We start from the raw sequence: 26134 nt of genomic DNA, 5'->3' as shown, positions 1-26134 counted from the left end.
TTTTTTGATTATAATGAATCAGATAATTGTAGAGTAGCAGAAGACCTATGCATACTCGTAAAATACTGCTGCCAATTAAGAATCGATCCCTCTCCAGAAAGCTACGGAAGCTCGACAACATCTTGAATTAACTCCCTCCACTCATACAGAGTAAAGTTTTCTTGAGGCTTATATTCGCTATCATTTCTTTTTGAGAATGGAACCGCTTCAGTTTGACTCGTCATCATCTGAATGCTCACAATGTTGCTAGTATCAAAATATCTTTTCGTATACGAAGATGCGAGGCGATACAGTACCTCTTTATGTACCTTTATCTTCTCTTCAAACATTGAATTAATCTTGGAGTCATCATATTCTTCGTTCTCAATTTTTTGTTTTAACAATCGCAATGTAAGATCATCTGTGTCCCCAATATTGACGGAATTTATGTATCCCATCCCAATACGAATCATCCTATTATAAGGAGAGAAGATATTATTATCATTGGCTTGAATCATAGGTGTTGTAACATCATGCCATTTGCTAACCTTATTATTGGAACTCTCTGATTTATACTTAACTCTTACATACAGCTTGTAATTATTTGTAAGCGGTTGAGGGGCAAATAAATGCCAATTTTGCTGAAATAATCTTCCGATATATCTGTCCACATTGTCCTTGACAGCCAAGGAAATGGGATTGATTGGGCCCGCATGAAGCAAAACCATCACAAAATGAAATACGATAAATATGGCAATAAAACAGACAATTACATTTAGTAATTTGGATTGAAGGTCGATTTTCAAGTCTATTCCTCCATAAGAATCAAAAGAGTTGCCATAGAGACAACTCTTCTTAATCGTCTACTTATCAAAAATCTGTTCGGCTTCTTCCAAATCATAGTTCTGTAGCTCCGTACCGTATAAATTACCACGGTTAGCCACTTCAGCAGCATTCTTCAACGCCTCTTTCACCCCATGAGTTGCATACACATAAGCATATCTCGCCGCACTAGCCAACCAAGCCGAGGGAGTAGCAGAGTCAGCGCCCGCACTGATCTGTTCTTCTGAAATACTCACAACAGCGGGTTGGAGCGATTGATTGGCAGAAAATGAAGAGTTGAGAGCCAAACTAGAAAACGCTATAATTCCGCCAGTCAATACCAAAGTCACTACTTTCTTCTTCATAAACTATTCACCTCTTCAATTTTATTAATTCCCTTACTCTAGCATGACCTTGAGCAATCATCTCCTCCTCGCTATGAATAAAAATTACTTAATAATAGAAAGACTTTATTTGTAACCAAAACCAATTATAATACACTTTATTTATTTTTTCCACACAAATAATCTCCAGTTCACCCAGACCAACACGCTCATGAATATCCAACTGCTCATCGGCTGCCTGCGCAACAAACTTGGCAGCGATGATATAGATCATACTCTACCTCCGGTCACCACTTCATGTCCCGCAGTACCTGGATGACGCGCTCACGCTTGTCCTCCTCCAGCTCCCACTCCATCAACTCGTCGAGGATTCGGCTCAAACTTGTGTGCCCCTTCGCCAAGCCATTCAGCCTTGCTGCGATCGTCTCGGACTGATCCCGCCCCAGCATCGCGCATAGCTGCGGGAGCTTGTCCACTGCATTCGGATACCGCTTCAGATTGTATTTCTGATGACGCTCCTCTGCGGAGTAGAATCGGCTGAGCTGTGCAATCTCCGTCGCCGGTACATCACCGTCAAGAGACGCGCGGCGCGCAACCGCACGCTCAATATCTGGCAACTGGCTGCTGGAGTGATACAGAATCAGCGACTGGTATTGCCGCCCCTTGTAGCCATTCGTGTTCGATGGGCGGTGATGCGCCCAGAACACCTCCAGCAGCCGCTCCAGGTTAATCTGCCGAGGATCGTAGCTGATCTGCACCGTCTCGCTATGATCGCCCAGCGCCCGGTAATCCGGCTCTGGCGTTGTCCCTCCCGCATAGCCCGTCTCTGTTCGTACAACCCCCGGCAATTGTCCGAATAGCGCCTCGACTCCCCAAAAGCACCCCATACCGAGTGTAATCTGCTCCACCCGTCTATCCATGCAATCCTCCTCCTTGCTGAATACCTGCTTCTTCCTTCACCGCCCCAGCAACAGCTCCCGCAGCTCCTCAAGCTCCGGCCCCTGCACGTCCATCACCTGCTCCAGCACCTCCAGCAGCCGCTCACGGCTGGCAGTCTCGAGCAGCAGACCCAGCATGTGTACGAACGCCTTCTTCTGCTCTGGATTCAGCCGGACGAAGATGCGTGGCTGGATACGATACAGCTCCATAAGCACCTGCTCCAGCTCTCCGTGGCGGCTGTCCCCCTCCGGTGCAGACACCTCACGAGCGGCCGGGAAAGCGTCGACTGCTGCCAGCTCCTCCACCATCCGTTCGGAAGCGACCCTAAGGAACGGCCTGCGCTTCCTATGAATCAGCTTATTGATCTCCTCCATCATAAACTGGAACGGCTCGCTCCTTCGACTCATGCCGAAGGCCAGCTCCAACTGCCCATACTGATCCTTGCTCACGAAGTCAAAATGGTCAAACAGCTTGCTCCGTATGTAGACACTATGATAGAAGCCGTCTCCCTTATTATTGAAGCTGGTCGGCTGCTTGTGCCGCTCCTTGTTCGCCCCGTCGAGGAAATACAGCTTGGATGACTCATTGTTCATCCGCTCCTCCCACCGGATGAACCCCACCTCGAACAACGTCCCTGTCGGCTCATGGGTGAACTCCAGTCTCTGCCGATCAGCGACGAGACGTTTGTAATTCAGCTTCTTGCCATCGACCACCAGCCTGTAGCGGCTCGCCGCATGCAGCTCCAGGAACCATCCGAATTCCCTGCCAAGGTATCGGCGCAGCTCCTCCAGCTCCATCTCCCGATGCAGCATCTCGAATACAACCGTCGTTCCCGGCTTGTCCGCTGTCGGCTCCGGCTCGGTCTGCGAGTACATGTCCAGCGTATCCGCATCGATATGAATCGAATAGGTCTTGTTCTCCTGCCCCTCCTTATAGGTGGTATACCATACCGCCCGGGAAGCGAAGCTGTGGAAGGTGAGACGTCCAATCCCATTCTTGCCGTGCATCGTAGATGTCATGCGAACCCGGCTGCCCGGATCAATCTGCTTCTCCGATTCATAGAACGGCGTGAACTTGCGCTCCAGCACCTGGCGGTCGATTCCGTACCCGTTATCCGTAATGCTCAGCCGTTCGATGCCGCCCAGCTCATTGCGCTCCACCTTCAACTCCACCCGCGTAGCACCCGCATCGAATCCGTTCCAGATGTACTCCGCTACCGATTGCAGTTCATCGAATTTCTGGAGCGTCTTCTTGATTCCTCTGGAGGTAATTAAAATTTTGCCCACAGCTTCCACTCCCTTCTTCTACCTCCATTTTACCATAGGACCCGCAGCATAGGCTCAACAGACCACCTATTTACATCGAGGCTCGTTTCTGGTACATTTTTATATGTTAACCATAATAAATTTTTAAGTTAACATATACATAGCACGTCTTCTTGTATGTATCATTTGGCTTTTGGAAAGGAGTATGTAAATGAAGCAGCAACAACTCGAGCACAGACACGCAGCAGTGGAGACATCCCCTGCCGCGAGCTGGGAGACACTCGCTTCCCGGGTGCTAATGGGAGAGCGGCTAACCGTGGGGCAGGCGATGGCCATACTGGAGGCGGAGGAGGATGAGGTGCTGCCACTGCTGTATGCTGCCTATCGCATTCGCAAGCATTACTTTGGCAAGCTGGTGAAGCTGAATATGACCTTAATGTCGCATTTGTCCTCTATGATGATGTCTCTATATGCGATTGATGATCGCCTCACACCTTTCTATAATTGTAATTGAGATTGATTATCAATTATAATGGACGAAAGGGAGAACAACACGATGAACAAGCATTTCCGAATGATAACCCTTATCCTGCTTATGGCACTGATCACAGCCTGCAGCAACGGTAATCCCGGCACGACCAGTGACGCAGTTGCAAGCGACAGCAGTACAACGGCAGGCACAAGCGAGAATACACGCACGCAGGCAGCCGCGGGCGAGACAGCGCAAGGGAACACATCTCCTTCAGACGATTCGACAACGAAGACGGTAATCGACGCTCAGGGACGGTCTGTGGAGATTCCTGCATCTCCACAGCGGATTGTTGCTCTATGGAGCGTCGGCGAAATTCTGGCATTGGGCGAGAAGCCGATCGGCTCCAGCACGAATCTGCTACGCTTCTATACCGAAGAGCAGCGCGCAGGTATCGAGATTGTCGGAGCAGGCGCGGAGGGAGACCTGGAGAAGGTGATGGCGCTGAAGCCAGATTTGATCGTTATCTCTGCCCGTGCAACAGAGGATGACATAGAGAACTACAGCAAGATCGCCCCTACCGTGACGACGCCGTTCTTCGGCGATCCGTTCGAAACGTTTCATACGGTGGCCAATATCTTGAACAAGCAGCAGGAAGAGGAACAGTGGTTATCCCAATATCAGTCCCGGGTGAACGAGAAACGGGCGCTGACACGCGATATGAACCTGGCAGAGCAGTCTGCACTGGTGATCCAATTTGCCCTGAAAAACATCTATACGTACAAGAGCAGTACCTTTCCCGTCGTCTTCAACGACTATCAATTCAAGCTGACAGCCAAGCAAGAGGAATTGCAAAAGGACCCGGCATTCGGGAATCTCCAGCTATCCCTGGAAGTTCTGCCGGACTTTGATGCCGATCATTTATTTGTCATGATTAACGATGAGGATTCACGTCAGGTGTACGAGGACTTCACCAAGAGCGAAGTATGGAACAGCATGAAGGCCGTCAAGAACAAGCAGGTGCATCTCATCAGCAATCGGATGGCGATCAATGATGTCACGACTATGGATTGGGCGCTGGAGGAAATCTATGGATTGCTGCATGAACAGCAGCCTGGACGGTGAGGCCATGACGAACCAGATCAAGCAACTGAAGCTGGCGACGATGCTGATTGCCCCTGGAGCATCCAGCGGACGCTGGCGGCACCCGTCTCATCAGGCTGCCCCTGCTTCCCTCGACTTCTATACTCAACTGGCCCGCAAGGCGGAGCAAGGCAAGCTGGACTTCATCTTCCAGCCCGACCAATACCGCACGCCGGGCACGACGCCAGAGGAATTCCGGCATCATGCCAATGTTGGACTTGAACCAATGACACTGCTGTCCGCCCTTGCCGCGGTCACCGAGCATATCGGATTGGCAGTGACGCTGTCCACAACGTATCATGAGCCCTATCATGTCGCCCGCATGATCGCTTCGCTGGATCAGTTGAGCGGGGGCCGCGCTTCATGGAACATCGTTCATTCCAGAGGCGATCTGGAAGCGGCCAACTTTGCCATGTCCCATCGTCCCGGACCAGAGGAGCGCGCGGCGCATGGCATGCAGTTTGTTGATATTGTCAAATCATTATGGGACAGTTGGGAGGATGAGGCCATTGTCGCTGACAAGGAGCAGGGCATCTACGCCGATCCGGACAAGGTGCATCTGCTTGATTATGAGAGCGAATGGTTCTCCGTGAAGGGCCCGCTCAATGTGGCACGCCCGCCGCAGGGGCATCCCGTGCTGATCGAAGCGGGGCAATCCGAGGCGTTCATGACACGGGCAGCCCGACATGCGGATGTCGTCTTCACCATGCTCAATGAGATGAATCAGGCCAAGTCGTTCTACCGCTCCTTGAAAGGCAAGCTGCCCGCATATGGACGGCAGTCCAACGACTTGCTCATTATGCCCGGGCTAAATCTGTGTGTCGGGCGCACCGACGCCGAAGCCCGCGCCAAAAAAGCCGAGCTGGACGCACTGGGAGGAAAGCAGCCGCGCCTCGACATGATCTCCTATATGATCGGTCTGGATGTCCAGACTTATCATCTGACCAGCACCAGCCTGCTGCCATCAGCGGACATCGTGCCCGAGCATCATCCATACCGTCAACGAAGGGCGCTGGCCGATCAGCATGGCCTGACGACAGTGCAGCAGTTATTTGAGCTGATGAGCCAATTGCAAGGTCATCTGAGTATTACCGGAACCCCTTCTCATATTGCTGATGTGTTAGAGCAATGGCTGATGGAGGAGGCAGCAGACGGCTTTATCTATATTCCGAGCCTGCTGCCTGATGGCGTAGACGATCTGGTCCACCTGGTCATCCCCGAGCTCCAACGCCGCGGGCTATTCCGAGCCGAATACGAAGGACAGCAGCTCCGTACACAGCTAGGGCTCGCGCGCCCATGGAATACATTTGCATCAAGGCAGTAACCTCGAAGACCCATTACGACGACTTAAGCGAAAGGGCGGATGAAGCACAGATGAGGCGCAGATGAAGCGGAAGCAGCAAGGGGTGAGGCCATCTCGGCCATCTCGAGGCAGCATAACATGATCCCGCATAGCAGGATTCCTAATGCGCAGAACAACTATGGATCGGAGGAGAACAGCCATGACAGAGGAAGCAGGCAGCTTGAGGCATATTCCCTCCGGGCCAGCTTATCAAATGCAGAGCATAGAGCATGTCCAACTCACCGCTGAGGGAAGACAGCGCTATGCGGCCAACGAAGGAACAGGCTTGCTGATTATTGAGAAAGGCTCCGGCAAGATCGCCAATCCACTGCTGCTGGTGGAGGCGGGAGACACGCTGCTGCTGCAATCCGAGGTCGTACTCGAACTCACAGCGGTCGGCGAGCCGTTGTGCGGCTACTTCATTCTCTTCCGTTCGTTGCCGTCCTCAAGCGAGCGCGATACTGTGCGACAGCTTGCCGATGCAAGCTGCCAGCCGATCCGCATCAAGCCAACAGCCAAATATCTCAGGAATATCAAGTCCTTGTACACCTCAGTAGAGGATGGCCAGACACCACTGCAGCAGTTCAGGCTGCAGCTTCATTTTCAGTCGATACTGTATGATTTGCTTGCAACTGCTACAGCTACGAGGAGTGCCCCTGAACGCGACTCCCTGGCTGCTGTTCGCCATTCAATCGCCTATCTTCAGGAGCATTACGATGAAGAGCATACCGTCGCCCAGTTGGCCTGCCAGTTGAACCTCAGCAGCAGGCAATATACCCGACTGTTCAGGAAGCTCACCGGAAAATCTCCAATCGAATTCCTGAACGAGTATCGGATTAATCGCTCCAAGGAACTGCTGCTGCTGCAGGACGAGCCCTCGCATCAGATCTCCTCTCAGATCGGCATACGGGATGTGACCTACTTCAATCGCCGATTCAAGCAGCGAGTCGGGTGCTCGCCCAAGGAATACGTGCGCAATCGACACCTGGATTCCCGCATCGTTACGCCACATTATGCCGGGGAGATTCTGGCCTTGGGGATGCAACCGATCGGCTCGCTCGAGGTCACATTGAATCAGCTTCAGCCTGACGCTCCTCCGATTCAGAGCATTGGCTATGACAGATGCCAGTTAGAGCACGTGAAAGCGTTGCAGCCTGACCTCATCCTCGTATCGGATTTCACCGATCGTCAGGAGATTGCCGCACTAGGAGAGTTGGCCCCGGTTATTGTCATCCCTTGGGATATGAACGCCTTCGACCGTCTTCACCGTGTAGCCCGCGTGCTGGGCAAGGAGAAGGAGGCAGAGCAATGGTACGAGCGCTACCGGATGAACGCGCAGAGCGCTCACCAGCAGTGCCAGCGCTTATCCCCTCCTGAGGAGACGGCGGCAATTGTACGAATGGAGGAAGACAGAGCCTGGGTGTTCGCCTCTCGTTTCTTCCCGACCTTCTACGATGTGATTGGCTTCTGCCCCACCCCTCTGATGCAACGGACGACAGAGGTGAATCCCGACCTGCGCCGGGTATCCATTTCGCTGCACCAGATTGAACAGTTGGATGCAGACCGTCTATATATCGTGGACTATGACAGCGTAGCATTCACACGTCTGTTCGAGCAATGGAAGCAGGCCAGTGGCTGGCATTCCTTAACCGCGGTACGCAAGCAGCAGGTCTATCGGCTGAACATGCGCGGCATCTCCAACAGCGCCTACACACTGGAATGGCAGCTACACCTCGTCTCCTGCCTGTTGAACCCGCTACACTGTAATCATCAGCCTTGCACCTATGTAGCCTTGCTGGAGGGATGAATATAGCCATGCATGCCGAGTCCCATACAGGGCCAAGCGTGTATGGCCGTGTGCTGCAAGAAATCATGCTAGGCTCTGTGCAGCCTGCATGAGATACACGCCGTATTCCGACTGGATTTGCCGTGCCCCGCAATTATACAATTGCTCCTGGCTTATCCACCCGTTCCAGTACGCCATTACTTCCGGTATACCGAACCTTGTCTTGTCCCGTTCCTCTGCTTGTTCGATTAATAATTGGGCTTGAATAAAACTGGTATGTGTCCCTGTATCCAGCCAAGTCATATCCGCGCCCAGTACCTCCACTCCCAGATCCCCCCACTCCCGATACACCTCGTTGACTGACGTGATCTCCAGTTCATTGCGGGAAGAAGGTTGAATGGTCTTCGCAATATCAATGACACGGTTGTCATATCTATATAGACCTGTTACTGCCATATTCGACTTGGGGAAATGCGGCTTCTCCTCGATACTTGCAACTTTACCCGATGAATCAAATTCAATGACACCGAACCGCTCCGGCTCGTCTACCGGATAACAAAACACGGTCGCTCCGTTCCCTCTCTCGCCGGATTGTTGAAAGGAACGATATATTCCTTTTCCGAAGAAAATGTTATCTCCCAGTATCAACGTAACGGAACCGGACCCGATAAACTCCTCTCCGAGGCCAAATACCTGCGCCACGCCTTCAGGATAATGCTGTACCTTGTATTGAAATGACATTCCCCACTGCGAGCCGTCGCCTAACAACCGTTCAAACCGCGGAATATCGTCCGGCGTAGACACCACCAGAATTTCCCTTATTCCAGAGACCATCAATATCGATAGAGGGTAGTAGATCATTGGCTTTCCATGTATCGGGAGCAAATGCTTATTGGTTCCCTTAGTTATTGGAAAGAGGCGCGAGCCGCTCCCTCCAGCCAAAATAATTCCTTTCATTAAATATCCTCCTTAGAAGTCTTCCTCACCCGATTCCCTTCCCCTGTCCAGTTCGCTTTCCATCCAAGATGTTCCTTGGTGATTCCCTGGGAGGGCCGATTCAGACTAAGTATAGGGAATGGCAGGGGATCGGACTCGGCCAGTATTGCGCGGATCGGGGAGCATGTGTTGCATTCGCCCTCGTAAAGCCTAGTATGTTCCTACCTGAATTGGGTAAAGTGAATTGGGTAATGTGATTTGGACAATGTCATCAAAAGGAGGCTATAACAATGGATGTAAGATGGACAATCGAATCCTTCTTCCAGACACTTCGTGAGCACGACGAGAGAATAGCAATTATAGTGGATTCTGGCACTTTCATTTCGTATAGAGAATTACTGAATTGTGTCGCTTATAATACAAGCATGCTTAACAGACGGATACAACCGCATCATGCCGTCATTATGATCGATCTATCCTTATCCTGGAAGGTGATTCCGATCATGCTGGCTGCCTTTCGACTTCATATCACCGTAATCGTGGTGGATCCCGCTAGAGACGCACAAGGCTTCCGGCACATGACGGAGAAATTCCCTCATGCTCTCAGAATGGATGCTACGAATGTCAATGCCACGGGCCATATTCGGCGGCCGCTGCTTCTTCACGGGACGATGCCTGTGTCCCCTCAACTTCAAGACGTTGCCTTGATCGTTCGAACGTCAGGCACATCTGGGCGCCCAAAATCCGTTATGCTGACCCGCGCAAACATCTTGTCCAACATCGAAGACATTGCCTCTTCGTTACAGCTAGAGTGCAGTGAACGTCTATTGATTCAACGCCCGCTCTCCTACGTTTCCGCTTTGTGCGGAGAACTATTGGCTGGTCTCCTGGTCGGCTGCTCGATCCTTGTAAAACCATATGACCGCACTCCTCTATCTCTATTGCCGCTTATTCGGGAACATGCCATTACTACAATCGGGGCAACTCCCACTCTGCTAGCCATGCTCGCTCCACATGCCCGCAGGCAGACTTGCTCCAGCTTGCGCAGAATCATTCTGAGCGGAGAGCGCTTAACAGACGCACAACTGAAAACCATTCGGAGCGGTTTCCCTGACGCGGTCATATTTAATGCATACGGGCTCTCGGAAGCATCGCCGAGAATCAGTTGCCTTAACCTCGGGACAGGCGACTTCCCTGCGGCTTGCGTCGGGCATCCACTGAACCATGTCAATATTGCAATCATTGACGAACATGGTCAACCGATGCCTGACGGCACGATCGGCCAGCTTATTGTATCCGGGCCTAATATAATGAAGGGATACTACAATGATGCCGCGATGACGGAGCGTAAAATTCGGAACGGCTGGCTGTACACCGGTGATATGGCTGTCACGGATCAAGGAAGGATCACAATTATGGGTCGAGCTGACAATCTGATGATTCGCGCTGGTATGAATGTCTATCCTGAAGAGGTTGAGTCGTTGCTGACGAGCCATCCTTCTATACATGAAGCGTTAGCCTTCAGTTCGCCCCATCCCATGCGTGGAGAACAAATTCACGTCTGGGTAACCTGCTCCGAAAGCTTAACGGTCGCTGACATTCATCAGTTCATCATCCAATCAGGTTCACCGAATCATCTATGGCCTGACCATATTGAAATTCACCCGCAGTTGCCCAAGACAGCCTCAGGCAAGCTTCGCAGAGACAGGCTCCAGCCCCCTATAGCTTAGCCCCCTACAGCGTAATAGCTCTTGCCCTGTAAGAAGAAGCGGGAAAGAAACCTCCACCAAGCCGCAACCGCATAAAAGGCCTGTTCGATGACGTCTCATCGGGAAACGTCATACGCCACAGGCCATTCTATATCACCTAACCGTATATCCCTTTAATCGCATGTAATCCCCTAAAGATTGCTCCCACTCAGGCATCCGATACAGGCGATTCATCTTTGCGTTGTCCAGCACGCTATACTTCGGACGTCTCACTCCCGAGCCATCCACATCCTCCAGACTGATGGGAAGAAATTCTGCTGTTATTCCCGCCGCTCTAGCAATTTCACAGGCAAATGTATACCAACTGCATGCCCCTTCCCCAGAGCAATGGTACACACCGTAAGCGTCAATAGACTCCTGTATGAAATAAACGATGGCTCTGGCTACATCCAACGTATGCGTCGGAGACATCTGCTGGTCGCATACAACAGACGGCGCAGGCGTATCAGGACGACTGATCATCTGTATGATGCGGTCGACGAAATTGCCTTGCTTCCGGCTGGGTCCAGCAACTCCGAACAAGGAGGAAACCCGGAAAATAAAGTATCGGTCATGGTTGGCAGCCAGAAGCTGTTCACCTGCGACTTTGGATACTCCATACATGTTAAGCGGGGATGTTGCTTCCTCCTCCGTATAGGGGGTGCGCTGTGTACCATCCATAACATAGTCCGTGCTAATATGGAATAAGACGATCCCACGAGCGTTGCAGAAGCGTGCTAACTCATGGACGGCAATCGCATTCACCGAGAATGCAGAGCCCGGATCGTCTTCACACAGCTCCAGGCTATGTACCGCCGTACAATTAATTAATACATCGAAGGGAATATACTCCGATAACCTTGCAGAGATGTCGAAGGTATGATGCAAATCGAGAACATCCCGACTCAATGAAATGACCTCAACCTTCGCCGTCTGCAGCACCCGCTGTACATCTGTACCCAGTTGACCGCCTCGGCCAAGGAGCAGAACGCGTTTTTTCATGTGCAGTAAAACCTCCTTGCGGTCTGCGCCGGATTACAATTCCTCATCAGGCTTGATCTCTGCCAGACGGGGAAGCCTTCGATCCTTATCGGACAGGATCGCGCTGCTGATCGGCCACTCTATCCCTAGGTCTGGATCATTCCAGATAATCCCCCGATCAGCCTCAGGACGGTAGTGCTGATCCACCTTGTACAGCACTCTTGCATGATCGGTCAGTGTACAGATTCCATGAGCGAAGCCTCTGGGCACGAATAGTTGACGTCGATTGGCTTCGCTCAATACAACTCCTGTCCATTGACCGTATGTACGAGAACCTTTTCGAAGATCGACTACAACGTCGAATATTACTCCCGATAAGACCCGGACTAACTTGGCCTGTGTATATCGCCCGCATTGATAATGCAGTCCTCTTATGGTCCCGGCTCTTAGAGACAACGACTCGTTATCCTGTATAAACTGAGCGTTCACCCCAAGCTGCTCCATTTGTCTGCAATTGTACGATTCTGTGAAATACCCGCGGCTGTCTTCCTTCCAATCCGTCTCTATGATAATCACGCCGTCCAGCCGGGTTGTATACCTGTTCAATCTACCATCCCCCCACTCTCGCGATATTCAGTCATCAGTGTCTGTCGGTCAACCTTGCCGTTATGAGACAACGGTATCCGCTCAACCCTACAAAATACCGCAGGTATCATATATTCCGGCAGCATGCGCTGAAGGTACTGCTTCAAGCGGGAATCCTGAATCACCTTGTCCGTTGTAAAGGTTGCAATCAGCACATTCCGAGTCTGCTCGCCCCAGACGACGGCCTGTGTAATGCCAGGATAGGCAAGAAGCACGGCCTCGATTTCCTTCAACTCAATTCGATAGCCTCTCCATTTAATTTGCTCGTCCATTCTACCCAGGCAGTGGAATTCCCCGCTGTCGTCCATAACCGCAAGATCGCCCGTCCGGTACACGAGTTCTCCATCCACGTAAGGACTCTGCACGAATTTACCACTCGTAAGCTCCTTCCGGTTGGCATAACCATGAGCGAGACCGATGCCAGCTATACATAGCTCGCCTTCCTGTCCAGCCGCCAGCGGCCGAAGATCGCCATCCATCACGAACATGCGCATATTGCGAATCGGAGTCCCAACGGTTATCTCCTCTTCTTCCATCATGTTCTTATAGGCGCACCATATTGTTGCCTCTGTCGGACCATACATATTATAGAGTCGTGCATGAGTCATTCGTCTGATCCTGCCTATCAAGCCGTGGGAGACCCTCTCCCCGCCAATCATCACGTCCAGGACATTTGCCAGCGATAATGCGCTTTGAGGATCGTTGAGCAGAAGCTCCAGCCGGGACGGCGTAATTTGGAGTATATCAATGAGATGATGACGTATTAACCGGCTGATCTCCCGGGGATGACTCATTTGGTACTCATCTGCGAGGACAGTCAGCATCCCTCTCGTCAGAGGCAACAGTGCCTCAATTGCAAAAATATCAAAGGAAACTGTGGATAAGCATAATATCCGTCTAAAAGGAATAAACTCTATCCGGTCCGCTATATCGTCAAAGACGTTAAGAACACCGTTCTGCTTAATGATGACCCCCTTGGGCTTCCCCGTTGTGCCAGAGGTGTAGGTTATATAGGCGAGATTGTTAGCAATAGCAGGCACATCCTCTTCATCTGCCGCAGCAGGCAGCGGCTTGTCAAGCGAGACGAAGTCAACATTCAATCGGCTTGCCAAATCAACGCGATTATCGTCGCAGAGTAGCAGCGATGCTCCGCTATCCTGCGTCATGTAACGTATTCGTTCATAAGGATATGCAGGGTCAACTGGCACGTATACCGCTCCACATTTGTTCACGGCAAGGATCGCGGCGACGAGCGCAACCGAGCGCCCGAGCAAGATGACAACAACTGACCCTGGTTTGACTCCATTCTCACGAAGGACAGACGATATCCGGTTCACTTGCTGCAAGAGCTCTCCGTAGTCCAGACACTGCTCACGGCATACGAGAGCAGGCCGCTTAGGATCAATGGATGCTTGCTTACGAAAACGGACGTAGATGGAATCAGGTAGAGATGTCATGCTACATCGACTCCTTCGCAAGCAGGTTCAGATCCAGCGCACCACCGTACATACAGACCTCATTCAGTACCGCGTGCCAGCGCTGAAGCTCTCTATACCAATGGATCGTATACGTATCCGGCGTTTCGGCAACCCTTCCCTGCTCCAGTGCCGAGTATACCTGCAGAGCCCCCTCCAAGGCGGTCCGCTTCGCCTTCCAGTCCACAATTCGCCCGATTTTGGAGAAGTCTACCCGGTAAGATCGGTGATCCTCATCGCCATACCATTCAATGACCGTCTTCTTCGGGAGATGGCTGGCGATGTCTTCGGCCAATGCTCTCATCTGGTAATTGGCCTCATTAGCCCCGACATTCATAATCTGCCGGTTAACCCGATCCGGCTCGGCCTTGAGCACAGCGCACATCGCTTCCGCCGCATCCTCTACATGCAACATCGGTCGCCACTGTTCTCCGCCTCTCATTAAGGGGATAACCCTCTTGCTCCAGGCGCCCAGCGCCATCGCATTCACCGCCAGATCGAATCTCATACGCGGCGAACAACCATATACCGTGGCCAATCGTACAACCGTTACCGCGAATTGCTCTTCGGCAATGGCAAGGACACCCTTCTCCGCCTCTGCGTTCGCTTGGGCATAGACGGTCAAGGGATTTATAGTGGATTGCTCATCAACAATCTGATCGGGCGGATGAAACCCATAGACGCTGCAGGAGGAAGAGAGAATATAACGCTTCACTCCCATTCGCTGTGCCATCTTTGCCATACCAATCCGCGAGGAACAGTTAATCTCCCATGTCGCATCAGGGAACGCCTCCCCGGATGGGTCGTTCGATAAAGCGGCCAAATCGATAACCGCATCGATTCCTTTCAGTAAGGTATCGTGCATTCTTCGCGTATCTTCCTGTACAATCTGCAGGTTCGGATGAATCTGTAGTTTATCCTTACCGAAGAAGAATCGGTCAAGTGCCACGACATGGTAGTCTTGCGACAATAGCTTAGCTACCAGAACAGTGCCGATATATCCTCCTGCTCCGGTTACAAGTACCTTATTTATCATGCCCCTATCCTCCTTCACGTCTGGAATTAATCTGTAATCGAATGCTCTTATGCGGAATCATAACAATCGGACACGTCTGAGCGCTCTGCTTTTAACGCGATCATTCAATAAGCCGAGTAGAGGGGGCAGAACTGCGACTATGATGAAGGAAATCTACGGAGAAGGAGAACCTTTATGCAGCCCATGATCACCACATCGGAAATGGAATTTTTCCATGAATACGGTTATCTCGTGAAACGAAATGTTTTCCCACACGAATCTCTACAGGAAATCGCCAGCGAGTATAAGAAAATCTGGCTTCAGATGATCGCAGATGGCGAGATTGTACAGAAAACAGAAAAACCGCTCGACAGCCTGTTCCCCCGATTGAGAGATCATTACCGGACCAACGATGTCGTCCGCCAGTTCTCGATTCATCCTATATTAGTCGGTATGGCTGAACAATTGATTGGCGAGGAGCCTTTAGTTGTACAAGGAACGTATTATATTAAGGCTCCCCAAACCCGCGGCATCCCGATCCATCAGGATAATTACGATATGGGGATCGCACCTGGAACGACATTATCGGCATGGCTTAGCATCGATGCATCGGATCAGGAGAACGGAGGCTTATACATTATTCCGAAAACACATACGTATGATCTGGTGATTCCCCATATCACACATGCGGTTGAGCGTCATGAATGGAGTGAAATATATGATCTGCCTCAGCCGTATGAAGTTGTAGACATCGTAACAGAGCCGGGTGATATGGTCTTCTTCAACGGCAATCTCATTCACGGGTCTTACCGCAATCAGACCTATGACCGGTTCAGGCAGTCGTTTGTCGTGCATTACGCGGGAATCAGTATAGAGAAAACCAGTGTAAACTATAACTATCTGTTGGATAAACACGGGAGGCGGGTCAGACGGAGGCTTAACCTGGAGCCCAAGGCAGTCGCTTCCCAAGGCTCGATATTCACCTGGAAGGATAAGGGCTACATCTATTAAACGCCCAATTATAAAAAGCAGGACCGGGCTGACAGCCCCGTCCTGCTTTTTATTCTACGCCTCTTGAACAGCAGGCCTTGTAAGTTCAAGTATGTCATTGGCGATGCCCTCTTCCAATTGGGCTAACTGCCTGATTCTAAGTTCTACTCGCGGGAAGGCAGATGCCGGATCCCTCATGAAGCAGGTTTTCATCAATATATTGTTCACCGTCTTCCATTCCTGTGCAGCGTCTCGGAGTAGATTGGCATGAGAAGCGAGCCGTCTTTCCCCGCAGCCGTTGGCCGCGCGATCCAGCAGGTCTGCAAAGTTCAGCCTTCCATTAGATAATCGAGTGATAACAGCAAACAAAGGACAGGTATCGATCCGTCTATACTGATCCGTCTCCTCCTTCATGCTTGTCGTCTGGCCTAGTTCCTCGGCGAATTGCCGCATCAATGAGAAACATCCTTGGGCAGAGGACAACTTATCCGGCCTTAGCTTCCGCTCCATCTCACGGTGCAGGATTTCGAACCATTGCAAAGACGGCTCTGCAGGAGGAACCGGATGAAAGACGATGCAATCCAGCGTATGCTCCAGCAATTCCCCGTAAGGAAGGCTTACTATACGCTTGGCAAACATGTGGTCTGCACATATCAGTTCCCGCTTGCCGCCGTCAATACCGATGACCATAAACAGATGCTGTGAATGATAGTTCCTAAATTCAGGGTGCCACGGGCAATGGTAGCCGTCCAGCGTGAAGAGTACAGGAATGCCCTGTCTCAACGGTTCGATCGCCATTTCAATTCCTTGTTTTACCCGTATATCGTAATACTCATCGATGCTAATCCCTACATACCGTCTCAGATTGGACTGAGGCTCGAATGTACTGCTTTGGACACGCCCCCCTATATTCGACGGTGCGGTCTTCTCTGCCGGGGTGTAGTAGAAATCCCATGCTCCTTCAAATAGCATCGTCGGTTCCTTGCCCCACATGGAAGCCAGACTGACTACGGTCGATTCAAAACAATTCAATTGTTCATTATCCAACAGCAGGGATGAGACGTTCAACATAGAGATCCCCTTCCTCCCTAATGTTCTGCAAACATCCGCTTCACAGCGTGCGCCTTGTGGAGCCGCCGTGTTTCGCGTTCCCCGCGCTTATTCAACAGCCGACTATGCTGAACGAATATTTTTTCCGTGCTGTAACTTACATAATGAACAACATACGACATTCGGAAACGGTCGGACGTCGTATTGGCATGGGAGCCATGTAGTACATTGCCGTTAAACAAAATGATATCCCCGGGTTCGGTTTCGACGGATACCACAGCATAGTTCGCCGGAACAGGTACCGATTGGGCATAGACAGAAGAACTTGCAGGGTTGCGGGGTTTTAACAGTCCCAATCGATGAGAGCCGGGAACGAACTGCATCCCCCCATTCACCTCGGCTGTGCGGTCAAGACTAATCCAGGCCGCACAGGAGGTGCCTGGCGCTGCGCCAATATCATAGTTATCCTGATGCATAGGGAGCTCTTTACTTCCGGGCGCTTTATAAAAACCTGTCCCGCCTACAACCAGTGCCTCCTCCCCGAAAATCTGTTCCATCAAATACTGGATTCGCTCGTCCAATGCGGTAGCTCTCAATAATGCGCTCTCCTCATGGGCGTTGCGAATAGGAGAAAATAGACGGTCAGGCGAGTTTCCCCCGCCTGGATCGGATCCCGCCCCGGAGGCCCTGTAGCGAGAGAACCACAAGCTTTTCAGCTCTGATCGCAGCCCCTCCACCTCATCAGGAGCTAAAACTTGCCGGAGAACCACATATCCGTTCTGAGCCAAGCTTTCGTTTTCGCTTGCCGACCATGTCCTCAGCACCATTTGCCGACCACCTTTATTCTGCTTTCTCTTCATCAGGAATTAAGCTATGAACATATTGATATACATTCCTCAGCGTAACCATATCATCCAGTTGAAGCCGATTATCCAACACATCAATATCCATGATCACCTCCAGTTCGATCAGCAAATCAATGACTGCCGTCGAATCCAGACCGATCTGGGCAAATTCGCTTTCCAGCGTTACATTCGCCATTCCGCAGCGGCCCTGTACAAGCTTGATAAGATGATCCTCATGTAATCTCATCCATGTTCACTCCTCGCTATTATCTTCTGTATAGGACACGCTCAACTAATGCCGCCCCGGACTCGTTGGGACGATACGTCTGCAACTGCTCCCTGAGCCGGTCAGCAGCCTGCGAGTATGTGTCGTCCTCTAATAATCTCAGGCACGCCTCCCCCATGGTGTCCTTCTGAATATTATCAGGGTCCACTTGCACTGCAATACCGAGCTTTTCACATCGGCTGGCAAGAAGCGGCTGTTCATCTCCGAGAGGGATGATAAGCAGCGGGACGCCGTATCGCATCGCCTTTTGAATCGTATTACAGCCTCCGTGAGTAATGACAGCGCTGGATAAGGGAAATAGCTGATCATGAATGGGGTATTGGTCATAAAAGTGCAAATTGGCAGGAAAACTCTGACGAAGGCGAAGACTGCTCTGGTCGGATAACAACAGATTGACAGGCTCGTGTTCTAATGCGGCTATGCTGGCATCGATGTAATCGGTCATGGTAGCCCTGTAATCGACCTTGGATAGAGAAGAGCTACAGATCAGGACCGACGGCCTGTCATTATCCGGAACGGATACAGGCTCGCTCAAGGGAACATAAGCGCAAGCGCCGATCACTTCCGTATTCGGTGGGAGTCCCTCCCAATGCTCCATCATTTCGGGATATACCATGACAAGATGCATATAAGGAGAGAGCCCCGCCATATCCCCTCTCATTCGTCGTTCGTCGTTCAGGAGGGGCAAACAAGCTTTCCTTCTTGCGTGATTTAATATATCCGCATATCGGGATTGGGCCCGCTTCACGATAGATGGGATGCCTGGAATCAACTCATCCGGCAGAGGAACAGAGGTTTGAAAGCTAACCCAGGGAATACCTAAGCCTTCTGCGCAGTAGGCTGGGGCCGGCATTCCCGAATCAACGATGAGCAGGTCGATGTCCAGCTCACGCAGGCGCTCGCTGATCTCAACCATGGAGCGAGAGATGAAATCCATCGGAATCATTCCCCAGCCAATCTCTACAAATTTCACCAGACTGCCTTCGACAAGCGAACGCAGCGAGAGATGTCCCATAAAATAAACGTCATGCTCACGTTCAGCCAAAGCCTGGCCAATCCCCAGCGCGGGGATGACATGACCCAGCAACTTTTGACTGATAATCGCGATTCGGCTTCTTCTGCATGCCTTATCCATCGTTTAGCCCCTTTAGATCACTTGTGATAAACATTCCGTCTTTCCGTACAAGCTCATCATCGAAATAGAGCTCTCCTCCGCCATCAGCCGCGCGCTGACTTAATACCATATCAAAATGAATGGAAGAATCATTGCCGTTGTAAGCCATCGGGAAAGCTTGGCCGAATGCGAGGTGAATACTCCCTCCCATCTTCTCGTCAAAATTCAGGCTCCCTGTGGGCTGGTGAATATATGGATTCAGTCCAATACCGAACTCTCCAATTCGCGACGCGCCAGCATCGGAATACAGGATGCTTCTCAACTGGGCGGCGCCGACCCCGCTAACCTCCACAAGCTCTCCCGCCGCAAAGCGGCATGTCGCCTCTCCATAGGACTGCCCCATATACCTGGCCGGAATATTGAACGCGATCTGCCCTGATACCGTTGACACCACAGGCGCAGTAAACACTTCGCCATCAGGGAGATTATACTTGCCATCGCATATATAGTGCGGTATTCCTTCGATCGAAAAACATAGCTCCGTACCTGGCGAGACGATGCGTACCCGACTGGTCCGCTCTAGACGCTGCCCAAGCAGCGCTGCCTTCCTGCTCCATTCTCCATAGTCGATTCCGCAAGACAATCGGTACAGCTCCATTAATTCATCAGAGCTCATGCCGGCTGTCTGAGCCATCGCATACGTCGGGTGCTTGAACAACACCCACTTATTCAGACTAGCCATTGCCATGTGCACCGGCTGTGAATAATACGTTCGATAGTGTTCGATTTGTGCAGCCCCGCATCCGTTCCATTCAAAGCTGTTTTGTTCTGCTTGAATGCCAATATACGCATCAGAGCTTTCAATTTCTCTCCTGTCGAATTCGGCCCATTGTTGAAACTGATCGATAGAGGCGTGCTTGATCATGGCTTTGAGCTGCTTGGTCGATCGCTGCCGAAGAACTGGGATTCCGCCGTCTTGCAGGATACGCTCGAGCAACAGCTCCACCAAATCTCCTGCTATGTCTCCCGAAACCTGGATATACACTCGTTCACCGGCACGAAGCTGCAGGGAATGGCCTATCAATGTATCTGCAATACGTTCCCACATGTTCTTCATGGCAACCCCCCGCATGCCGAAGCCATCTCGGCAAACATCAATCGCTCGCGGTCGTACACTTCCCAGATGTAATGAGCGAGCTTATGATGATAATCCCGGCTCGGCTGCCGCTTCCATTTCATTAGCAGGCCAATGACCAGCGACCAGCATTCACCTGAATCCATCAGCGCCTGCAGCCAACCGGCATGCAGCTGCTTCTTGGGGATAATGTCCCGGAAGACGGCAACTTTCCAAAGATCACGTAATTTGCGGTAATAATTCAGTTCGAATTCCAACCGTTCCAGTTGCTGAACAATGTCCGCTTGCGGCGCGTTCTCCAGCTTCTCCGCAAACTCCCGGAGCTGCTCCAAACCGCCGTCGTCCAGCATGCGATGAACTGACATGCGGAGTATCCGGTTCAGTTGTTCCTCCCATGGTGTTGCGGCCGGTTGCTCATACTGGATATACCCTACCCCATAATTGCGGGTTTGCTCGAAGGCGGATATAAACACATCCCAAGAGATGGCTGCGGTATTCCCTTGGGCGAAATGCTCGGGTGCTCCTGCAGCATCTACGATGGTAAGCTGCGATTCGCTTACAGAAGTAATAAACGACCAATGCGTGAGATCGTATTTGTGACGATATGCAGATAACGCATGATCCCATGTCTGGTAATACAGCAGACAGTACCCTTCACGCTCCAATACATAGCGTATGACATCTTGCAGTGCTCCCGCGTCCGGTGCGGAAAACCGCACTAGACTGAATCCACCCTGAAGCATCGGCTCGCTCCGCCGAACAGACAATCCAATACGAATGCAGTCGAACGGGTTTAAGAATACAGGGATGAGATCCCGGCAACCCTTACGCTTTAATGCTTCCATAACAGCTAATTGAAGGCAATCGAGCGTCCGTTCCGACAAGCCGAACTCATTCGGCAGCTTCCAATTGCTTACGGCCCTAGACATTGCAGACATTGTACGCCTCCTTTCGTAGTTACGTTCTTCCGCATTCTCTCTCCAACTCAACGATTATCCACCGGATGACTTGCTCAGCAGCCGATGCATGGTCATGATACCGTCTCACGCCAGGCATCGTCAGAGGCTGTGTCCCTGATGCCTTGGCCATCGCTGCGCACTCCTCATCCTTCTGTCCGACGATGCATACCGCTTCCCTGAGATAATCCGTTATGAAGCGACGGCTGCGGAATTGATCCAGTTCCTCCAGCATAGTGGAAGAAATGTACTGACCGTGTACTTGCTGGATATGCCCCCCCCAATTGTTGAGGAAAGCAAGCAGCCGCTTCTCAAAGTCGGAAAAGCCGTAGTAATCCCTGCCAGGGAACAATCGGCTGGCCTCAATCTCCTTCGCCTCCGCCAACGCGGACAATACCTCCGGGGGAAACAGGCGTGATACCGGTGGCTGCCGCCATGATGGAGGCGAGATGGCGATCAGGATGAGGGCGAGCGCGGGATATTCTCTGGTCATCCTGTTCATGGCTGCGGCTGCAATCTCTGCACCTAGCGCATGTCCAATGCAGATCACCTTGGTGTACGTGCCACCACGCAGAAAATGATTCAACACTTCAACCGCATCTTTGGTCATAGAGGTGATCGAGGCTGAACGGAAGTCGCCTGCACTGTCTCCATGCCCCCGGTAGTCGAACTGAACGAAATGGCAGGTTAGCAGGGCAGCCGCTTTCCGCAATCTCGCAAACAAAAATCCCTTCTCACTCATCGATTGGGCTAAGCCCGAGAATGTCACAACAAGCGTGGCATCTGCAAGCGGAGCATCATGGGGACGTTGGAAGACCGCATAGATGTCTTCGTCGTCGCCGAGCTTCATTTGCGTCCACATCCCTTCACCTCCAAAGCACATCTTCTCAAGCATGAGAGCACAGCCAGCACAACGTATGGTCAAGCAGGCATTCCCCATGTTCTATAGAAGCGAACAGGTGATCCGCCTGCGGGATAGCACATACCCGATGATCGGAATCATCGTCAAAGAGCGGTAGAGATTCCGTATCCATCCGAATGCGTTCTTCAGCTACCAGCGGGTCTTCTTCACCGTAGATCACTATCGACGTACCGTTATAGCTGCGCATCTGTTCCGGCAGATTCAACTGTTGAAGATCTTTGTAAAAGGGCATTCCCACCCATAATCCTGCCCACGGCATAACAGGCAGCAGAGGATGGAGTGGGTGCCGTACAAATCGGGGATGTCTCCCCTGTGGATACCCTCCCCCCCACTCCTGAAACAATGGACTCCACAGGATTAAGCGGTTGACGCCGGTCTGGTTCGCAGCCAGCAGTGCCGTGCGCGCCCCATCGCTAAACCCCAGAAAAGCAGTGGTCGCGGTATTTAAATCCGGCAAGCCGCAAGCATATCGATACACGGCGATCGTATCGGAGACTTTGCTAGATACCGTCATCTCATGATAGTCCCCGTCGCTAAGCCCTACGCCCGAATAATCGAAGCGCAGTACAGCAATACCGAGTGCGGCTGCGCGACGCGCAAAGTTAACACCGAGCCTATGAACGTCTGAGCGTTCGCCATTCTTGCCCGGGCAGTAGATAACAAGCGATGGGGGCTCCGCGCTGGCTCCGGGATGATGCAGCACTGCGGCAAGCCTCCCGTGTGGCGCGTTTATTTCGATTAGCCGCTCGTGCATACACACCTCCTCCGGGGCAGTGTAAAGGATGCGAGGCATACAGAGATGCCTTCGACTGTTCCTCTCCCCTCATATCTGTCTCGATCTGTCCCGTCCATCGCCCAGGCAGCATTCACTTCGAATCGCACCGTATCCCCGGGTACAACCGGACGAAGGAACCGCACCGAGAGCTCCGTCATTCCAGGGAGTCCAGATTCGACGTCGTTGGCGCAATGGGCACATGTGCTAAGCAGAACCGCCGATTGTTTCATTCCTTCCAATAACAGCATCCCCGGATACACACTGTAAGACGGGAAATGGCCGGCAATGTAGTAGTCGCTGAAAGATATCAGCTTGATTGTGGCAATGCGCTGCTCTTCTATATCCACGACCCGATCAAACATCCGCCACGGTTTTGGATACCTATGCATCGCTTCCGCCTGAAGCAGTTGTTCCATGTCATCCCCCCCGTCCATCAGCCACGGCTACAGCCAAGCTGGCTTCCAGCAGGCGGCCGACGCCGCCCGCATAGACCGTTCCAGATAGAACCGCTTGCTTGGCCAGGATTCGTATAATACGCACCTCATACTCCACCTTCATTCCCCAAGCGACGGATGCACACATGGACGCTTGGACGCGGCCGAGCAGCGGGAACTCCCATTTCTGCAACGGCGTTGTCTCCAACTGGGTGAGCAATATCGCGCTCTGTGCAAGCCCCTCCACTAGGCAGACCTCCGGGATCAGGTCCCCTCCCCCCATACCTTTGGCTTGGAGATGGGGGAATGTGTGCATTGTTCGAAGACAAATGCCAGGCACATATTCAGTTAATTCGCTAACGAACCGAAACGGAGGTTCATGAGGAAGAAGCTTCATCGCCCAAGAAGGTAAGCTCATACTGCTTATCTGGCTCCTCCTGGCTTGGAACAGTGCACGATTAGCCGCTCGCTGTTCATTCCCACCGGGGATTGATCATATCCCCCGAACACCCCGATGATTTCAAATCCGGCTCGCTTCAACATATGTACGACCTCAGAAGGCGCATACAGATGCAGCTCCAGTACGCTGGATACCTCCTTCCCTCCCCGATTCCACGTCAGAATCTCGCGCCATCTGCCGCTGACCGCGTCGTAGGTACGCTCAGACCACACCTTCACCCCCTTCATCTCGAACCATGTCCTGCCTAACTGCCCTCTGAGCTTGGCATCCCGATTTTCGGTATCGATGACAAATTGTCCGCCTGGCTTCAGCGCATCACAGACGCGGCGAAGGATCGCTTCATCATCTTCAATGAGAGGGACATATCCGAATGCAGTACCCAAATTAATCACTGCATCGTATGTTCCGCTGTCTGTGATGTCCCGCATGTCGGCATGCACGAAGCGGATGCTCACCCCTGCGCTGTCGGCGCGTTGCCGGGCCGCCTCAAGCATGGTCAAGGAGCCGTCAAGAGCCGATACATTGTACCCCTTGGCCGCTAACGGAACTGAGATTCTTCCTTGTCCGCAGCCAGCATCAAGAATCTCGGCACCTTCCCCAAGTTGCAGCATAGTGACAAGTGCTTGTACCTCATGTTCGGTACGTTCAGCATTCAGTATCACTTCAGAGAAAAACAAGTAATCTTCCTGAAAGAAATGTTTCCACGCTTCCTTGCTCATGCGCTTATTCCTCCTCCATGTAGTGAACGCCGACTTGCGCGGCAGCTTCCAGGCATGCCTCCACGACCGTGATAATATCTGCGACCGTGGTTCCCGGTTCCACTTCCAAGATTTCGTCTGGCAATTCGATATCGAAGCGCTCTTCCAGCAGCATGACAAGCTCCATAAATCGCAGCGAATCAAATCCGACTTCGTAGAGCGTGCTTGAGTGCTGAATGTCGCCAGCCTGCATCATGCCGCAGCCCTCGTTGCTCATTAATCTTCGCACTTCGTTTCCGCTATTCATTCCCAGCCCCCCTCTGCTCCAAATAACCGGCGATCAGGCTGCGAATACGTGGGAGCGATGTGAAGTTGTCCAATTTTACAGCGGCGTCCATGATTTCAATATCGAACTCCTCCTCGAGCGCCACAACGATGCGAATAAAGTTAATCGAGTCGACGCCAACCTTCAACAGATTCGTCTGCTCGTCCACCTCGATCCGATGCCGGAATATACCGGTTATACACGGTTTGATCCTCTCATCTATCTCCATAGCCCGCCTCCATTCTGAATGCTTTCTGCGAATTATACGTCTGCCGATGCACAAGAAATTCCATGAGCAGCAGATTCGCTCGTTTTTCTGCCGCATACAGATTGTCGTAAGCTTCAGCGACAGCCTTCAGCTCCTTCGGATCAGGCAACCTCCGATACCGGTGGGATATCCAGCTTAGATGCTGCGCTTGCCGATGCGCCTTTTGATACAGGGCTACAACGGGCTGAAGCTTGTCCCCATGCCTATCCTTTTGCAAAAATTCCAGTCGCTGCAGCATCATCGTCTTATGCAGCACTGTTTTGTACACCATAATTCCCCATATTGGAAAACACTCCTGCGGTATGTTCCCCTCCGCATGCTTCCGTCTGAAATAATCAGCCATGAAACGGTTGATCTGAGCGCCCGTCGGATGAATCGCAGGCGAGTCTGCCGCAGCTTTGGAGCGCTCCAATGCGAAGAACATTCGGCGGTAATCAAATCCAAATGACTGCTCCGTTACTTGTACATCGGAGATGGGGAAGCCATAGTAGGCGAACCATCGCTGCTTCTCCCAATCCTCCTCCGCTAACCGGCTGAACACCGCTTCGAACGCTTCGTAGTCGATCGTTACATGCCCGTATTCCTTCCCTCCGGCCTGAAAGGCGAGCAAATGAAGCTGCCTGCTGTTATCATCAAAACCGTACACTAATGCTTCGTGAACCATATTCTGTCTGCGATAGAACGATGAGGACTCCACATGCTTCCAGTTAAGATATGCGATCACATAACGTTTCTTGAGCAAGCATGCTCGGATGTGCCCAATAACATCCCCCTCCGAGAAGTTGGAAGGTGTCTCCTCCAGCACGCCGTCATAAACATCCAGATGATCCTCGAACCGAATGATCGGGAACAGCTCCCCCTCATCGGCTTGGAGAGTGAGATTAATGAAATGGCTGTAATACCATGGCATCAATCCAGGGAAGGAGCGAACGATGCTTAACCGGAAATTGTGATAGCACTCGACTTCCATTCCGGGGCTTTCATCCC

Annotated in this window: 30 protein-coding genes; 6 read left to right on the top strand and 24 right to left on the bottom strand. The window is 51.8% G+C overall.

Annotated features, from left to right (window positions below):
• Window positions 1–101: 101 nt before the first annotated feature.
• The 5 genes from ACY1JZ_RS06700 to ACY1JZ_RS06680 form a co-directional block, all read right to left on the bottom strand.
• Window positions 102–785 carry a DUF5819 family protein gene (locus ACY1JZ_RS06700; RefSeq protein ID WP_462628580.1) on the bottom strand — a complete coding sequence of 228 codons (684 nt, stop codon included), beginning with the start codon at window positions 783–785 and terminating at the stop codon, window positions 102–104.
• Between the two features lie 57 nt (window positions 786–842).
• Window positions 843–1166 (bottom strand): hypothetical protein, encoded by a 324-nt coding sequence (locus ACY1JZ_RS06695; protein ID WP_462628579.1) that lies wholly within the window; start codon window positions 1164–1166, stop codon window positions 843–845.
• Between the two features lie 88 nt (window positions 1167–1254).
• Complete coding sequence (locus tag ACY1JZ_RS06690; protein ID WP_462628578.1) at window positions 1255–1419, bottom strand: hypothetical protein; 165 nt, start codon at window positions 1417–1419, stop codon at window positions 1255–1257.
• Window positions 1420–1432: 13 nt separating this feature from the next.
• Entirely contained in the window at window positions 1433–2065 is a 633-nt protein-coding gene (msrA, locus tag ACY1JZ_RS06685) for a peptide-methionine (S)-S-oxide reductase MsrA (protein WP_462628577.1), read from the bottom strand.
• Between the two features lie 36 nt (window positions 2066–2101).
• Entirely contained in the window at window positions 2102–3370 is a 1269-nt protein-coding gene (locus ACY1JZ_RS06680) for an ATP-binding protein (RefSeq protein WP_270166408.1), read from the bottom strand.
• A gap of 190 nt (window positions 3371–3560) precedes the next feature.
• Between ACY1JZ_RS06680 and ACY1JZ_RS06675 the strand changes: the two genes are divergently transcribed.
• The 4 genes from ACY1JZ_RS06675 (at window position 3561) to ACY1JZ_RS06660 (ending at window position 8110) form a co-directional block, all read left to right on the top strand.
• On the top strand, window positions 3561–3863 hold the full coding sequence (locus tag ACY1JZ_RS06675) for a hypothetical protein (RefSeq protein WP_270166409.1): 303 nt from the start codon (window positions 3561–3563) through the stop codon (window positions 3861–3863).
• A 42-nt stretch (window positions 3864–3905) separates the two neighbouring features.
• Window positions 3906–4943 carry an ABC transporter substrate-binding protein gene (locus ACY1JZ_RS06670; protein ID WP_270166410.1) on the top strand — a complete coding sequence of 346 codons (1038 nt, stop codon included), beginning with the start codon at window positions 3906–3908 and terminating at the stop codon, window positions 4941–4943.
• Window positions 4909–6285 (top strand): NtaA/DmoA family FMN-dependent monooxygenase, encoded by a 1377-nt coding sequence (locus ACY1JZ_RS06665; protein WP_270166411.1) that lies wholly within the window; start codon window positions 4909–4911, stop codon window positions 6283–6285. The genes ACY1JZ_RS06670 and ACY1JZ_RS06665 overlap by 35 nt, the downstream gene beginning before the upstream one ends.
• A 178-nt stretch (window positions 6286–6463) precedes the next feature.
• The gene (locus ACY1JZ_RS06660) at window positions 6464–8110 is read left to right on the top strand and encodes a helix-turn-helix domain-containing protein (protein WP_462628576.1); all 1647 of its coding nucleotides are present in this window, start codon (window positions 6464–6466) and stop codon (window positions 8108–8110) included.
• Window positions 8111–8173: 63 nt separating this feature from the next.
• On the opposite strand, the gene rfbA is transcribed toward ACY1JZ_RS06660, so the two are convergent.
• Entirely contained in the window at window positions 8174–9046 is an 873-nt protein-coding gene (gene rfbA / locus ACY1JZ_RS06655) for a glucose-1-phosphate thymidylyltransferase RfbA (protein WP_462628575.1), read from the bottom strand.
• Window positions 9047–9315: 269 nt separating this feature from the next.
• On the opposite strand from rfbA, the gene ACY1JZ_RS06650 reads away from it, so the two are divergent.
• The gene (locus ACY1JZ_RS06650; RefSeq protein ID WP_462628574.1) at window positions 9316–10755 is read left to right on the top strand and encodes a class I adenylate-forming enzyme family protein; all 1440 of its coding nucleotides are present in this window, start codon (window positions 9316–9318) and stop codon (window positions 10753–10755) included.
• Window positions 10756–10887: 132 nt separating this feature from the next.
• On the opposite strand, the gene rfbD is transcribed toward ACY1JZ_RS06650, so the two are convergent.
• Genes rfbD through ACY1JZ_RS06630 form a run of 4 tightly spaced genes read right to left on the bottom strand, consistent with a single transcriptional unit; the run spans window position 10888 to window position 14910 of the window.
• Window positions 10888–11775 (bottom strand): dTDP-4-dehydrorhamnose reductase, encoded by an 888-nt coding sequence (gene rfbD, locus ACY1JZ_RS06645; protein ID WP_270166416.1) that lies wholly within the window; start codon window positions 11773–11775, stop codon window positions 10888–10890.
• 33 nt (window positions 11776–11808) lie between these two features.
• On the bottom strand, window positions 11809–12360 hold the full coding sequence (gene rfbC / locus ACY1JZ_RS06640; RefSeq protein ID WP_462628573.1) for a dTDP-4-dehydrorhamnose 3,5-epimerase: 552 nt from the start codon (window positions 12358–12360) through the stop codon (window positions 11809–11811).
• Entirely contained in the window at window positions 12357–13856 is a 1500-nt protein-coding gene (locus ACY1JZ_RS06635; RefSeq protein ID WP_462628572.1) for an amino acid adenylation domain-containing protein, read from the bottom strand. Before ACY1JZ_RS06635 ends, rfbC begins: the two co-directional genes overlap by 4 nt.
• Window position 13857: 1 nt before the next feature.
• Window positions 13858–14910, bottom strand: a complete 1053-nt coding sequence (locus ACY1JZ_RS06630) for an NAD-dependent epimerase/dehydratase family protein (RefSeq protein ID WP_270166422.1) — start codon at window positions 14908–14910, stop codon at window positions 13858–13860.
• A gap of 174 nt (window positions 14911–15084) precedes the next feature.
• Here ACY1JZ_RS06630 and ACY1JZ_RS06625 point away from each other — a divergent pair, with 174 nt between their 5' ends.
• Window positions 15085–15900 carry a phytanoyl-CoA dioxygenase family protein gene (locus ACY1JZ_RS06625; protein ID WP_462628571.1) on the top strand — a complete coding sequence of 272 codons (816 nt, stop codon included), beginning with the start codon at window positions 15085–15087 and terminating at the stop codon, window positions 15898–15900.
• Window positions 15901–15954: 54 nt separating this feature from the next.
• Here ACY1JZ_RS06625 and ACY1JZ_RS06620 read toward each other — a convergent pair whose 3' ends face one another.
• The 14 genes from ACY1JZ_RS06620 to ACY1JZ_RS06555 form a co-directional block, all read right to left on the bottom strand.
• Entirely contained in the window at window positions 15955–16950 is a 996-nt protein-coding gene (locus ACY1JZ_RS06620; RefSeq protein ID WP_462628570.1) for a BtrH N-terminal domain-containing protein, read from the bottom strand.
• Window positions 16951–16967: 17 nt separating this feature from the next.
• Window positions 16968–17756, bottom strand: coding sequence for a phytanoyl-CoA dioxygenase family protein (locus ACY1JZ_RS06615; protein ID WP_270166428.1), 789 nt, complete (start codon window positions 17754–17756; stop codon window positions 16968–16970).
• Window positions 17757–17769: 13 nt separating this feature from the next.
• Window positions 17770–18021, bottom strand: a complete 252-nt coding sequence (locus ACY1JZ_RS06610; protein ID WP_270166429.1) for a phosphopantetheine-binding protein — start codon at window positions 18019–18021, stop codon at window positions 17770–17772.
• A 19-nt stretch (window positions 18022–18040) separates the two neighbouring features.
• Entirely contained in the window at window positions 18041–19195 is a 1155-nt protein-coding gene (locus ACY1JZ_RS06605) for a glycosyltransferase (protein WP_462628569.1), read from the bottom strand.
• Window positions 19188–20291, bottom strand: coding sequence for an aminopeptidase (locus tag ACY1JZ_RS06600; RefSeq protein WP_270166434.1), 1104 nt, complete (start codon window positions 20289–20291; stop codon window positions 19188–19190). The genes ACY1JZ_RS06605 and ACY1JZ_RS06600 overlap by 8 nt, the downstream gene beginning before the upstream one ends.
• Entirely contained in the window at window positions 20288–21247 is a 960-nt protein-coding gene (locus ACY1JZ_RS06595) for a hypothetical protein (RefSeq protein WP_270166436.1), read from the bottom strand. The genes ACY1JZ_RS06600 and ACY1JZ_RS06595 overlap by 4 nt, the downstream gene beginning before the upstream one ends.
• Before the next feature lie 19 nt (window positions 21248–21266).
• Window positions 21267–22127: an alpha/beta fold hydrolase gene (locus ACY1JZ_RS06590; RefSeq protein WP_462628568.1), complete on the bottom strand. Its 861-nt coding sequence runs from the start codon at window positions 22125–22127 to the stop codon at window positions 21267–21269.
• A gap of 25 nt (window positions 22128–22152) precedes the next feature.
• Window positions 22153–22941: an alpha/beta hydrolase gene (locus tag ACY1JZ_RS06585; protein ID WP_462628567.1), complete on the bottom strand. Its 789-nt coding sequence runs from the start codon at window positions 22939–22941 to the stop codon at window positions 22153–22155.
• Window positions 22926–23378, bottom strand: a complete 453-nt coding sequence (locus ACY1JZ_RS06580) for a 3-hydroxyacyl-ACP dehydratase FabZ family protein (RefSeq protein ID WP_270166442.1) — start codon at window positions 23376–23378, stop codon at window positions 22926–22928. Before ACY1JZ_RS06580 ends, ACY1JZ_RS06585 begins: the two co-directional genes overlap by 16 nt.
• A 1-nt stretch (window position 23379) precedes the next feature.
• Window positions 23380–23643, bottom strand: coding sequence for a hypothetical protein (locus ACY1JZ_RS06575; protein ID WP_270166444.1), 264 nt, complete (start codon window positions 23641–23643; stop codon window positions 23380–23382).
• 176 nt (window positions 23644–23819) lie between these two features.
• Window positions 23820–24575, bottom strand: a complete 756-nt coding sequence (locus ACY1JZ_RS06570) for a class I SAM-dependent methyltransferase (protein ID WP_270166446.1) — start codon at window positions 24573–24575, stop codon at window positions 23820–23822.
• Window positions 24576–24579: 4 nt separating this feature from the next.
• The gene (locus ACY1JZ_RS06565) at window positions 24580–24861 is read right to left on the bottom strand and encodes a phosphopantetheine-binding protein (protein ID WP_270166447.1); all 282 of its coding nucleotides are present in this window, start codon (window positions 24859–24861) and stop codon (window positions 24580–24582) included.
• Window positions 24854–25108, bottom strand: a complete 255-nt coding sequence (locus ACY1JZ_RS06560) for an acyl carrier protein (protein ID WP_270166448.1) — start codon at window positions 25106–25108, stop codon at window positions 24854–24856. The genes ACY1JZ_RS06565 and ACY1JZ_RS06560 overlap by 8 nt, the downstream gene beginning before the upstream one ends.
• Entirely contained in the window at window positions 25095–26117 is a 1023-nt protein-coding gene (locus tag ACY1JZ_RS06555; protein WP_462628566.1) for a hypothetical protein, read from the bottom strand. Before ACY1JZ_RS06555 ends, ACY1JZ_RS06560 begins: the two co-directional genes overlap by 14 nt.
• Between the last annotated feature and the right edge of the window lie 17 nt (window positions 26118–26134).

The sequence above is a fragment of the Paenibacillus sp. J5 genome (genome assembly GCF_054955055.1).
Note: the sequence above shows the minus strand (reverse complement) of the source record. Positions and strands in the feature narration are given on the sequence as shown.